This is a genomic window from Pseudomonas zanjanensis, from assembly GCF_014268745.2.
Classification (GTDB): domain Bacteria; phylum Pseudomonadota; class Gammaproteobacteria; order Pseudomonadales; family Pseudomonadaceae; genus Aquipseudomonas; species Aquipseudomonas zanjanensis.
The window spans coordinates 727803-739844 of the sequence record NZ_JABWRB020000002.1 but is presented as its reverse complement, the minus strand read 5'-3'; the positions used below and the strand labels follow the sequence as shown (position 1 = coordinate 739844).

9 protein-coding genes are annotated in these 12042 nt (G+C 63.3%); 7 read left to right on the top strand and 2 right to left on the bottom strand.

From position 1 onward, the window contains the following. The first annotated feature begins 136 nt into the window (after positions 1 to 136). The 3 genes from aauS to HU715_RS19040 are packed head-to-tail and all read left to right on the top strand — an operon-like array spanning position 137 to position 3718. Complete coding sequence (gene aauS, locus HU715_RS19050; protein WP_186706334.1) at positions 137 to 2038, top strand: two-component sensor histidine kinase AauS; 1902 nt, start codon at positions 137 to 139, stop codon at positions 2036 to 2038. Continuing rightward, positions 2035 to 3363 carry a two-component response regulator AauR gene (aauR, locus tag HU715_RS19045; RefSeq protein ID WP_186706335.1) on the top strand — a complete coding sequence of 443 codons (1329 nt, stop codon included), beginning with the start codon at positions 2035 to 2037 and terminating at the stop codon, positions 3361 to 3363. The genes aauS and aauR overlap by 4 nt, the downstream gene beginning before the upstream one ends. 25 nt (positions 3364 to 3388) lie before the next feature. After that, positions 3389 to 3718, top strand: a complete 330-nt coding sequence (locus tag HU715_RS19040) for a GlpM family protein (RefSeq protein ID WP_167352841.1) — start codon at positions 3389 to 3391, stop codon at positions 3716 to 3718. Positions 3719 to 3726: 8 nt separating this feature from the next. Here the strand turns inward: HU715_RS19040 and HU715_RS19035 are convergent, their stop codons facing one another. Beyond that, positions 3727 to 4341 carry an NAD(P)-dependent oxidoreductase gene (locus HU715_RS19035; protein WP_186706336.1) on the bottom strand — a complete coding sequence of 205 codons (615 nt, stop codon included), beginning with the start codon at positions 4339 to 4341 and terminating at the stop codon, positions 3727 to 3729. A gap of 262 nt (positions 4342 to 4603) precedes the next feature. Then, the gene (locus tag HU715_RS19030; RefSeq protein ID WP_186706337.1) at positions 4604 to 5482 is read right to left on the bottom strand and encodes an MBL fold metallo-hydrolase; all 879 of its coding nucleotides are present in this window, start codon (positions 5480 to 5482) and stop codon (positions 4604 to 4606) included. 113 nt (positions 5483 to 5595) lie between these two features. Here HU715_RS19030 and HU715_RS19025 point away from each other — a divergent pair, with 113 nt between their 5' ends. The 4 genes from HU715_RS19025 to gcvP all read left to right on the top strand — a co-directional run bounded on the left by HU715_RS19025 (position 5596) and on the right by gcvP (position 11898). Further along, positions 5596 to 6501, top strand: a complete 906-nt coding sequence (locus tag HU715_RS19025) for a LysR family transcriptional regulator (RefSeq protein WP_186706338.1) — start codon at positions 5596 to 5598, stop codon at positions 6499 to 6501. Positions 6502 to 6719: 218 nt separating this feature from the next. Beyond that, positions 6720 to 8228, top strand: a complete 1509-nt coding sequence (gcsR, locus tag HU715_RS19020) for a transcriptional regulator GcsR (RefSeq protein WP_186706339.1) — start codon at positions 6720 to 6722, stop codon at positions 8226 to 8228. Positions 8229 to 8654: 426 nt separating this feature from the next. Continuing rightward, the gene (gene gcvH, locus HU715_RS19015) at positions 8655 to 9038 is read left to right on the top strand and encodes a glycine cleavage system protein GcvH (RefSeq protein ID WP_186706340.1); all 384 of its coding nucleotides are present in this window, start codon (positions 8655 to 8657) and stop codon (positions 9036 to 9038) included. 10 nt (positions 9039 to 9048) lie between these two features. After that, a complete protein-coding gene (gene gcvP, locus HU715_RS19010; protein ID WP_186706341.1) occupies positions 9049 to 11898 on the top strand; it encodes an aminomethyl-transferring glycine dehydrogenase in 2850 nt (949 codons plus the stop codon). Positions 11899 to 12042 lie beyond the last annotated feature (144 nt).

Genomic DNA, 12042 nt, shown 5'->3' with positions numbered 1-12042 from the left:
GCAAATGCAATGTTTCTGGCATACCGCATGAACCGTTTTGCGACTGCTTCGCAGCCGAGCGGGAGCAAGCTCCCTCGCCACAGGACCGCGTTCGAAGGACGACCGCCGCCACACTGGTTGACCCAAGGCTTCTGTGATGAAATGCGACCCCACCCTTTATCGCGCCGCGCCGCCATCACTCGCCGTGAAACCCCGCCTGATCCGCCATCTGTTCCTGCCGCCGCTGGTCATTGCGTTGATGATCGGCCTGGGTTACCTCGGCTTCTGGATCAGTGAGCACTACGGCGTACGCGGCCTCGCCGAGAATGGTGAGCGCCAGTTGGAACTGCACGCCCGTGCGGTCGAGAGCGAGATCAGCAAGTACACCTACCTGCCCAGCCTGTTGGAGCTTGAGTCGAGCGTCTCGCAACTGCTGGACGACCCGACGCCCGAGCATCGCAAGACCGTCAACGAATACCTCGAAGGCCTGAACCGCCGCAGTCGCAGCCGGGCCATCTACGTGATGGACACCACCGGCCGGGTGATGGCCACCAGCAACTGGCGTGATGTCGACAGTTACCTGGGCGAAGACCTGTCCTTCCGCGCCTACTTCCAGAACGCCGTGCGCGGCCAGCCGGGACGGTTCTATGGCATCGGCAGCACCAATGGCGAGCCCGGTTACTATCTCGCCCATGGCCTGGAACAACAGGGCAAGATCATCGGCGTCGCCGTGGTCAAGGTGCGCCTCGAAGCCATGGAGGAGCGCTGGCAGCGGGCGCGGCTGGAGGCGTTCGTCAGTGATGAAAACGGCATCATCATCCTGTCCAGCGACTCGGCGCGACGGCTCAAGTCGGTGCGCCCCCTGAGCGACGAGACCAAGGAACGCCTGGCCCGCAGCCTGCAATATTATTGGTTCCCTTTGAACGAGCTGGTGCCCCTGGCCCGGGAGCGCCTGGCCGAAGGCATGGAGAAGCTGACCTTCCCGGCCAACACCCAACTGGTGTCCGACGAGCGCGCCATCAGCTATTTGTCGCAAACCCGGCCCTTGAGCGATACCCCGTGGAATTTCACCCTGCTGACGCCCCTTGAAGACCTGCGTCGCCAGGCGATCAACCAAGGCATCCTGGTGGCCGTGGCCTTCGCCCTGGTGGCGTTCCTGCTGATCGCCTGGAACGAACGGCGCAAGGTCATTGCCACCCGTCTCGCGGCCCGGGAAGCGTTGCAGGAAGCCAACAACCAGCTCGAGCGTCGGATTACCGAACGCACCACCGACCTGCGTGCCAGCAACGAACGACTCAAGGGCCAGATCCGCGAGCGACGCCAGGCCGAAGAGACCTTGCGCCGGGCCCAGGACGAACTGGTCCAGGCCGGAAAACTGGCGGCCATCGGCCAGATGTCCACCAGTATTGCCCATGAACTCAACCAGCCGCTGGCGGCGTTGCGCACCTTGTCCGGCAACACCGTACGCTTCCTTGAGCGCGGCCAACTGGACATCGCCAGCACCAACCTCAATACCATCAACGAATTGATCGACCGCATGGGCCGGATCACCGCCAGCCTGCGCGCCTTTGCCCGCCGCGGCGATGACCAGGGCCGAGCGAGCCTGGGCAAAGCCGTCGAAGCCGCCTTGCAACTGCTGGGCGGACGCCTGGAAAACCTCGACATCCAGATCCACAGCGGTTTCGATGACGTCCAATTGCAAATCGACCAGACCCGCCTGGAACAGATCCTGGTGAACCTGATCGGCAATGCCCTGGACGCCATGCAGACGCAACCCGAGCCGAAACTGTGGCTCGAAGGCCAGGCCGCCGACGGTAAATATCGCTTGCGGGTGCGCGACAATGGCCACGGCATCGATCCTGAGGCCCGCAAGCATTTGTTCGAACCGTTCTTCACCACCAAGCCTGGCGAACAAGGCCTGGGCCTGGGCCTGACGCTCTCGGCGAGCCTGGCCGCCGCCGCGGGTGGGCACCTGGGCGTCGAGTACCCGCTCGAGCGTGGCACCACGTTTGTCCTCAACCTACCGTTGGTGAACCCTTCACCTGCCGAGCCGCTATGAACCACGACCTGAGCGTACTGATCGTCGAAGACGACCCCCACGTCCTGCTGGGCTGCCAGCAGGCCTTGAGCCTGGAAGACATTCCCTGCGTCGGCGTGGGCAGCGCCGAAGAGGCGCTGGAGCGGGTCGACGATAACTTTGCCGGCATCGTCATCAGCGACATTCGCCTGCCGGGCATCGACGGCCTGGAACTGCTGACCCGTCTCAAGGCGCGGGACCGCAGCCTGCCGGTGGTGTTGATCACCGGCCATGGCGACATTTCCATGGCCGTGGGCGCCATGCAAAAAGGCGCCTATGACTTCATGGAGAAGCCCTTCTCTCCTGAACGCTTGGTGGACGTCGCCCGCCGCGCCCTGGAGCAGCGCAGCCTGGCCCGGGAAGTGTCATCGCTGCGGCGGCAACTGGCCGAACGCGATTCCCTGGAAGGCCGGATCATTGGTCGCTCGCCGGCCATGCAGCACCTGCGCGCGCTGATCGCCAACGTCGCCGACACCTCGGCCAACGTGCTGATCGAAGGCGAAACCGGCACCGGCAAGGAATTGGTCGCCCGCTGCCTGCATGATTTCAGTCGGCGCCATGACAAGCAGTTCGTCGCGCTGAACTGCGGCGGCTTGCCGGAAAACCTGTTCGAAAGCGAGATTTTCGGCCACGAGGCCAATGCCTTCACCGGTGCCGGCAAGCGCCGGATCGGCAAGATCGAGCACGCCGACGGCGGCACGCTGTTCCTCGATGAAGTGGAGAGCATGCCCCTGCCCTTGCAGATCAAGTTGCTGCGCGTGTTGCAGGAACGCACCCTCGAACGCCTGGGTTCGAACCAGAGCGTGGCCGTGGATTGCCGGGTGATCGCCGCCACCAAGTCCGACCTGGACGAAATGGGCCGCTCCGGGCAGTTCCGCAGCGACCTGTATTACCGCCTCAACGTGGTGACCCTGGAGCTGCCGCCCCTGCGCGAGCGGCGCGAAGACATCCTGCAACTGTTCGAGCATTTCCTCCAGCAGTCGTCCCTGCGCTTCGACCGCACGGTGCCGGAGCTGGACAACCAGACCCTGTCGAACCTGATGAGCCATGACTGGCCGGGCAACGTGCGCGAGCTGCGCAACGTCGCCGAGCGCTATGCCTTGGGCCTGCCGGCCTTCAAGCGCTCCGGCGCCAGCGGTGGCAGCCAGGGCCTGGCCTTCGCCGAAGCGGTGGAAGCCTTCGAACGCAACCTGCTGGTGGACGCCCTGCAACGCAGCGGTGGCAACCTGACCCAGGCCAGCCAGGAACTGGGCATGGCCAAGACCACGCTGTTCGACAAAGTCAAAAAATATGGCCTGAGCCACTGACCTGGGATGTGAAGCTGTGGATCTGATTTTCAAGGCGGCGCTGGGTGCCGCCGTGGTGGTCATCCTGGCGATGCTCGCCAAGACCAAGAATTACTACATCGCCGGGTTGGTGCCGCTGTTCCCCACCTTCGCCCTGATCGCCCACTACATCGTCGGCAAGGGCCGCTCGGTGGACGACCTGAAGACCACCATCGTGTTTGGCATGTGGTCGATCATTCCGTACTTCGTCTATCTCGCAACGCTGTACGTGATGGTCGACCGCATGCGCCTCGAAGCCTCATTGGCCGTGGCAGCCGTCGCCTGGCTGATGGCGGCGACGGTGCTGGTCAGCGTCTGGGTGCGGCTTCACGGCTGATTCTGTGATCAATAGCCGACGGTAAACCGCTTTTGCGAAAACTGCGGCGTTTCCACTTCATCGATCATCGCGATGGCGTAATCGGCAAAGCTGATCCAACTGCGCCCGGTGTCATCAAACAGCAGGTGGTCCTTGCCCACTCGGAACTGCCCGGTGCGCTCGGTTTCAACGAACTCCGCCGAAGGCGAGAGGAAGGTCCAGTCCAAGTCCTGTTCCTTGCGCAGCACATCCAGGAACACGGCACCGGCGCTGGCTTCGGCCAGGTATTCCTCAGGAAAACCATCACTGTCGATCACCCGGCTGTTATCCGGCAGCAGCAACGAACCGGCCCCGCCGACCACCAGCAAGCGCTTGACCCCGGCGGCCTTCAGCGGTGCGATGATTTTGTCGGCCGGCACGGTGGCAAAGTGCGCGGCACTGATCACCACGTCGTGGCCGGCGATGGCCGCAGTCAACGCCTCGCTGTCCAATACATCCAGCTGTTTGCTGACCACCCCGGTCCTTTCGCCGATTTTCGCGGTGTTGCGGGCAATGGCCGTTACGCTGTGACCACGGCGCAAGGCCTCTTCCAACAGCTGGCTACCCGCACGCCCGGTGGCGCCGATGATTGCGATTTTGCTCATGGTATTCTCCGTTGATTACACAAGATGCTACTGAAGCAGTTGCTTGAATATTTCCAAGTGACATGAGCCTTTGTGGCTTGAAATGAAGCCCTTGTGGCGAGGGAGCTTGCTCCCGCTCGGCTGCGCAGCAGTCGCAAAAATGCTCATGCGGAGCGCCAGGTACGACTCACTGTCTGGTATTGGGGCCGCTGCGCAGCCCAGCGGGAGCAAGCTCCCTCGCCACAAAAGCGCATCAGACCAGCCTCATCGCTGTCTCAATACCTCACCACTTCATCTCGCCTTTCGCCACCTTGGCACTGAGTTCCAGGGAACTGTCTTCACCCAAGTTCGGATAGCGTAGTTTCATGGCGGCGATCAGCGCGGCGGAATCCTTGGCCTTGGCGGTTTCTTCGTCGAACGCCTTGATGTAACCGGCGGTGAAGCGCACCGGAGCCAGGGAACGGACGCTGTCGCCCAAGTAGTGACCCGGAATCACCGTGCTCGGTTGCAGTTTTTCAATGGTGGCGAGGGTCGCCAGCCAATCCTTGTGAGACTTCGGCGTCTGGGTGTCGGCCATCCACACATGAATGTTCTCGGCCACCACGACACCGCCAACCACCGCCTTGATCGATGGAATCCAGACGAAACTGCGGTCCGGTTGCGGGCCATCGAGGCCGACGATCTGCAGGCGCCGGCCTTCCAGGGTCAGGCTGTCGCCCTTCAACACCTGGGGCACGATGGCCTTGGTGGGTGCATCGGTCTTCAGGATCGGCCCCCAATATTTCAGCTTGCCGTCCAGGGTGTGCTTGATGTGTTCGACGGTCGGCGCCGACGCCAGCACCTTGGCCTCAGGGAACGCGGCGGTGAGGGTTTCCAAGCCAAAATAGTAGTCAGGATCGCCATGGCTGATGTAGATCGTGGTCAGCCGTTTGCCACTGGCGCGGATTTTCTCCACCACCTGCTCGGCCTGGGTCTTGCCGAACTGGGCGTCCACCAAAATCGCCTCCTTCTCACCGCTGACCAACACCGACGTCACTGGAAAAACCGCCGCCGCACCGGGGTTGTAGACGTCGAGCGTCAAATCGGCGGCCCAGCCCTGGGCGGTGAAGGCCAGGGCGGCGGTGGCCAGCAGCAGGCGCTTGAGTGGGATAAGTCCGGTCATGGTGTGCTCCGTTGTCCAAAAACCCGTCAGGGGATGTGACTGAGCTTAGTTGCCTGACTCGTTACAAAAAATGCGATGCTGGGACATAGTTTGTTTCTGAAAGCGGGCAAATCATGGATCGTCTACAAGCAATGCGGGTGTTCGTCACGGTGGTCGACCTCGGTAGCCAGTCAGCGGCGGCCGAGCACCTGGACCTGTCGCGGCCGGTGGTGTCACGCTACCTGGCGGAGCTGGAAGACTGGGTCGGTGCCCGGCTGATGCACCGCACCACGCGCAAACTGAGCCTGACCGCCGCCGGCACGGAGATCCTGCCGCGCTGCCGGCAAATGCTGGAGTTGTCCGGCGACATGCAAGCCGCCGTCGGCACCCCGGACGACGCGCCACGGGGCATGTTGCGCATCAGTGCCAGCACCTCGTTCGGCCAGGCCCAACTGGCGAGCGCCATGGCCGAATACGTCAAGCGCTACCCAGGGGTGAGCGTCGACCTGCAGATGCTCGACCGCACCGTCAACCTGGTGGATGAACGCATCGACCTGGCGATCCGCATGAGCAACGACCTGGACCCGAACCTGATCGCCCGCCGCCTTACCGTCTGCCGCTCGGTGATCTGCGCGTCGCCGCGGTATCTGCGTGAGCACTCGACACCGCTGCGCGTGGAAGACCTGAGCCGGCACAACTGCCTGACCCATTCCTACGTTGGCAAGAGCCTGTGGCATTTCGAGCAAGACGGCGAGCCGGTCGCGGTGCCGGTGCAAGGCAATATCAGCGCCAACGAAGCCAGCACCTTGCTCCAGGCCACGATAGCCGGCGCGGGCGTGGCGATGCTGCCCAGCTACCAGGCTGGCCCGCATATCCAGAGCGGTGAACTGGTGCGCCTGCTGGGCCACGCCGAACCGCGCCGGATGAACATGTACGCGGTGTACGCCTCACGCAAGCACATGCCGTCGGCGTTGCGCAGCCTGCTGGATTTTCTGGTGTTGAAGTTTCCTGAGACGCCTGAGTGGGATGTGGGGTTGTAAACGATACCCGTCTCACCTCCGATCTCCTGTGGGAGCGGGCTTGCTCGCGAAGGCGTAGTGTCAGCCAATTAGATGTCGACTGGTACACCGCCTTCGCGAGCAAGCCCGCTCCCACAGGGGGGGGCACCGTTGCTCTCAAGGCTGCGTCGGGATTTCACCAACAGCCCGCCCCAAGGCATACTGGCCACCCTCCGCACTCCAGAACCCTAAACCGCCCCATGCGTATCCACGTCAGTTTCATCGACCGCGTCGGCATCACCCAGGAAGTCCTGGCCTTGCTCGGTGGGCGCAATCTCAACCTGGATGCCGTGGAGATGGTGCCGCCCAACGTCTACATCGACGCCCCGACCCTCAGCCCGCAAGTGCTCGACGAGTTGCGCGAGGCGTTGTTCAGCGTGCGCGGCGTGCAGGCCGTTACCGTGGTGGACATCCTGCCGGGCCAGCGCCGGCACTTGCAGCTCGATGCCTTGCTGGCCGCCATGACCGACCCGGTGCTGGCCCTGGACAGCGCCGGCAAGGTGTTGCTGGCCAACCCGGCGCTGATTGCCCTGTACGGGCGTGAACCGGCCGGGGAAAGCGTGGCCGAGCTGTTCGGTGACGAGGCATTGCTCGGCGCCCTGCTGGAGAACGGTTTCCGCTTGCCGCTTCGAGAAATCACCCTCAACGGCCAGACCTTGCTCCTGGATGCCACGCCCATCACCGATGCCGGCGCGCTGCTGACGCTTTATCAGCCCAACCGCATCGGCGAGCGCCTGTCGGCCCTGCATCACGATCACGCCGAAGGTTTCGACGCGCTGCTGGGCGAATCCCCGGCGATCCGCACCCTCAAGGCCCGGGCCCAGCGCGTCGCGGCCCTGGATGCACCGTTGCTGATCCAGGGCGAAACCGGCACCGGCAAGGAACTGGTGGCCCGGGCTTGCCACGCCATCAGCGCCCGTCACAGCGCGCCGTTCCTGGCCCTGAACTGCGCCGCGCTGCCGGAGAACCTGGCCGAAAGCGAACTGTTCGGCTACGCCCCCGGCGCCTTCACCGGCGCACAACGGGGCGGCAAGCCAGGGCTGATGGAGCTGGCGAACCAAGGCACGGTGTTCCTCGATGAAATTGGCGAGATGTCGCCGTACCTGCAAGCCAAGTTGCTGCGTTTCCTGAATGATGGCAGCTTCCGCCGGGTGGGCGGCGACCGGGAAATCAAGGTCAACGTACGGATCCTCAGCGCCACCCACCGCAACCTGGAGAAAATGGTCAGCGAAGGCTCGTTCCGCGAAGACCTGTTTTATCGCCTGAACGTGCTCAACGTCGAAGTGCCGCCGCTGCGTGAGCGCGGCCAGGACATCCTGCTGCTGGCGCGTTATTTCATGCAGCAGGCCTGCGCGCAGATCCAGCGCCCGGTCTGCCGCCTCGCTCCCGGCACGTATCCGGCACTGTTGGGCAATCGCTGGCCGGGCAACGTGCGGCAATTGCAGAACGTGATCTTCCGCGCCGCCGCCATCTGCGAAAGCAGCCTGGTGGACATCGGCGACCTCGACATCGCCGGCACCTCGGTGGCGCGCCAAGGTGATGTGGAAGTCGAGAGCCTGGAACAGGCTGTGGAAAGCTTCGAGAAGCACCTGCTTGAAAGTTTGTATGCCAACTACCCGTCCACCCGCCAGTTGGCCAGCCGCCTGCAGACCTCACATACCGCGATTGCCCATCGGTTGCGCAAGTACGGTATTTCCGGGAAGCCATAGCTTTACTCGGCGACCTGTGGGAGCGGGCTTGCTCGCGAAGACGGTGTGTCAGTCAACATCAACTTGGCTGGCACACCGTCTTCGCGAGCAAGCCCGCTCCCACAGAGGTTCTGAGCTGTGGTCGAAATCGCGTCAAAAACGACCTCCACTGTACTGAAAGCGCTACAGCGGAACGATATCGCTACACGCCGCGCTAACCTGCATGGTGCAAGGCTTTGATCCCACAACGATTTTTTCCAGGCCTGCAGCTGTAGCGATTTCGCTACAGCCAAGCCAATCCACATCTCGACATCTCCACTCAACCCATTGATATATAAGCCATTAATAACATTGGCCGCATTCTTGCTATGGGTATAACCATTCGGCCGGGCCAAGCCCCGCGCCTTTCTTCGCGTCCACCAGACGAATCTGGCCCCAGGAGTTTCCATGAGCGAGTTGCGTTTCACTGAAGATCACGAATGGCTGCGCGCCGAAGCCGACGGCAGCGTTACTGTCGGTATTACTGCGTTTGCCCAGAACGCCTTGGGCGATGTGGTCTATGTTCAGTTACCGGAACTGCAAAGCTACGACAAGGGTGCCGAAGCCTCCACCGTGGAATCGGTGAAAGCCGCCAGCGGTGTCTACATGCCATTGGACGGTGAAGTGCTCGAAGTGAACCCGGCCCTGGAAAGCAATCCGGAACTGGTCAACGAAGATCCTATGGGCGAAGGCTGGTTTTTCCGTTTCAACCCGGCCAACGCCGCCGAAGTGGACCAACTGCTGGACCAAGACGCCTACGATCGCCTGATCAAAGCCAACGCCGAAGCCTGAGGAGCGCCCCATGACCGTTAATCTCGGCACCGCCAACGAATTCATCGCCCGCCACATCGGCCCGCGTGCAGGCGACGAGCAAGCCATGCTCGAACGCCTGGGCTACGACTCCCTGGAAGCCCTGAGCGCCAGCGTCATCCCGGAAAGCATCAAGGGCACCAGCGTGCTGGACATGGGCGACGGCCAGAGCGAAGCCGATGCACTGGCCTCGATCAAGGCCATCGCCGGCAAGAACCAACTGTTCAAGACTTACATCGGCCAGGGCTACTACAACTGCCATACGCCAGCACCGATCCTGCGCAACCTGCTGGAAAACCCGGCCTGGTACACCGCCTACACTCCGTACCAGCCAGAAATTTCCCAAGGCCGTCTCGAAGCACTGCTGAACTTCCAGACCCTGATCAGCGACCTCACCGGCCTGCCGATCGCCAACGCCTCCTTATTGGACGAAGCCACCGCCGCCGCCGAAGCCATGACCTTCTGCAAGCGGCTGAGCAAGAACAAGGGCAGCAACGCCTTTTTCGCCTCCGTCCACAGCCACCCGCAAACCCTCGACGTGCTGCGCACCCGTGCCGAGCCCCTGGGCATCGACGTGGTGGTGGGCGATGAGCGCGAACTGAGCGACGTCAGCGGTTTCTTCGGCGCCCTGCTGCAATACCCGGCCAGCAATGGCGACCTGTTCGACTACCGCGAACTGACTGAACGCTTCCACGCCGCCAACGCCCTGGTGGCCGTCGCCGCTGACCTGCTGGCCCTGACCCTGCTGACGCCTCCGGGCGAATTCGGCGCCGACGTCGCCATCGGCAGCGCCCAGCGCTTCGGCGTGCCGCTGGGCTTCGGCGGCCCGCACGCGGCCTATTTCTCCACCAAGGATGCGTTCAAGCGCGACATGCCGGGCCGTCTGGTCGGCGTTTCCGTGGACCGTTTCGGCAAGCCGGCCCTGCGCCTGGCGATGCAGACCCGCGAACAACACATCCGCCGCGAGAAAGCCACCAGCAACATCTGCACCGCCCAAGTGCTGCTGGCCAACATCGCCAGCATGTACGCCGTGTATCACGGCCCCAAGGGCCTGGTGCAAATTGCCAACCGCATCCATCACCTGACTGCAATCCTTGCCAAGGGCCTGGGCGCGTTGGGCCTGACCGTCGAGCAAGAGAGCTTTTTCGACACCCTGACCCTGCACACCGGCGCGCAAACCACCGTCCTACACGACAAGGCCCGCGCCCAACGCATCAACCTGCGCGTGGTGGACACTGAACGCCTGGGACTGTCCCTGGACGAGACCACCAACCAGGCTGACATTGAAGCACTGTGGAACCTATTGGCCGACGGCAAGGCACTGCCAGACTTCGCCGCACTGGCCGCCAACGTGCAAAGCCGCATCCCGGCCGAGCTGGTGCGCCAAACGGCAATCCTCAGCCACCCGGTGTTCAACCGCTACCACTCCGAAACCGAGCTGATGCGTTACCTGCGCAAGCTCGCCGACAAGGACCTGGCCCTGGATCGCACCATGATCCCGCTGGGTTCCTGCACCATGAAACTCAACGCCGCCAGCGAAATGATCCCGGTGACCTGGGCCGAGTTTGGCGCCCTGCACCCGTTCGCCCCGGCCGAGCAAAGCGCTGGTTACCAGCAACTGACCGACGAGCTGGAAGCCATGCTCTGCGCCGCCACCGGCTATGACGCGGTGTCGCTGCAACCCAACGCCGGTTCCCAGGGTGAATACGCCGGCCTGCTGGCGATCCGCGCCTATCACCAGAGCCGTGGCGAAGACCGCCGCGACATCTGCCTGATCCCCTCCTCGGCCCACGGCACCAACCCGGCCACCGCCAACATGGCCGGCATGCGCGTGGTCGTGACCGCCTGCGATGCCCGTGGCAACGTCGACATCGAAGACCTGCGCGCCAAGGCCGTCGAGCACCGCGAACACCTCGCCGCGCTGATGATCACCTATCCGTCCACCCACGGTGTGTTTGAAGAAGGTATCCGCGAAATCTGCGGCATCATTCATGACAACGGCGGCCAGGTGTACATCGACGGCGCCAACATGAACGCCATGGTCGGCCTCTGCGCCCCGGGCAAGTTCGGCGGCGACGTGTCGCACCTGAACCTGCACAAGACCTTCTGCATCCCTCACGGCGGTGGCGGCCCGGGCGTCGGCCCGATTGGCGTCAAGTCCCACCTGGCGCCGTTCCTGCCGGGCCACGCCAACATGGAACGCAAGGAAGGCGCGGTGTGCGCGGCGCCGTTCGGCAGCGCGAGCATCCTGCCAATCACCTGGATGTACATCCGCATGATGGGCGGCGCCGGCCTCAAGCGCGCCTCGCAACTGGCGATCCTCAATGCCAACTACATCGCCCGTCGCCTGGAAGAGCACTACCCGGTGCTCTACTCCGGCAGCAACGGCCTGGTGGCCCACGAATGCATCCTCGACCTGCGTCCGCTCAAGGACAGCAGCGGCATCAGCGTCGATGACGTGGCCAAGCGCCTGATCGACTTCGGTTTCCACGCCCCGACCATGTCGTTCCCGGTGGCCGGCACGTTGATGATCGAGCCGACCGAAAGCGAATCCAAGGAAGAGCTGGACCGTTTCTGCGACGCCATGATCTGCATCCGCGAAGAAATCCGCGCGGTGGAAAATGGCAGCCTGGACAAAGACGACAACCCGCTCAAGAACGCCCCGCACACCGCGGCGGAACTGGTCGGCGACTGGACTCACCCGTACAGCCGCGAACAGGCGGTGTACCCGGTGGCGTCGTTGGTCGAAGGCAAGTACTGGCCGCCCGTGGGCCGGGTCGACAACGTGTTCGGCGACCGCAACCTGGTCTGCGCCTGCCCGTCGATCGAAAGCTACGCTTGATCTGTGAGGGGGGGTCCGCTCGCCCTCTCAACAAACACCGCCTATCCCCTTGTGGGAGCGGGCTTGCTCGCGAAGGCGGCGTATCAGTCGACACTTACTTGGCTGACACCCCGTCTTCGCGAGCAAGCCCGCTCCCACATTGGA

Coding starts and splice junctions, on each gene's coding strand:
- aauS (WP_186706334.1), top strand. CDS start 137: ATGAAATGCGACCCCACCCTTTATCGCGCCGCGCCGCCATCACTCGCC.
- aauR (WP_186706335.1), top strand. CDS start 2,035: ATGAACCACGACCTGAGCGTACTGATCGTCGAAGACGACCCCCACGTC.
- HU715_RS19035 (WP_186706336.1), bottom strand. CDS start 4,341: ATGAGCAAAATCGCAATCATCGGCGCCACCGGGCGTGCGGGTAGCCAG.
- HU715_RS19030 (WP_186706337.1), bottom strand. CDS start 5,482: ATGACCGGACTTATCCCACTCAAGCGCCTGCTGCTGGCCACCGCCGCC.
- HU715_RS19025 (WP_186706338.1), top strand. CDS start 5,596: ATGGATCGTCTACAAGCAATGCGGGTGTTCGTCACGGTGGTCGACCTC.
- gcsR (WP_186706339.1), top strand. CDS start 6,720: ATGCGTATCCACGTCAGTTTCATCGACCGCGTCGGCATCACCCAGGAA.
- gcvH (WP_186706340.1), top strand. CDS start 8,655: ATGAGCGAGTTGCGTTTCACTGAAGATCACGAATGGCTGCGCGCCGAA.
- gcvP (WP_186706341.1), top strand. CDS start 9,049: ATGACCGTTAATCTCGGCACCGCCAACGAATTCATCGCCCGCCACATC.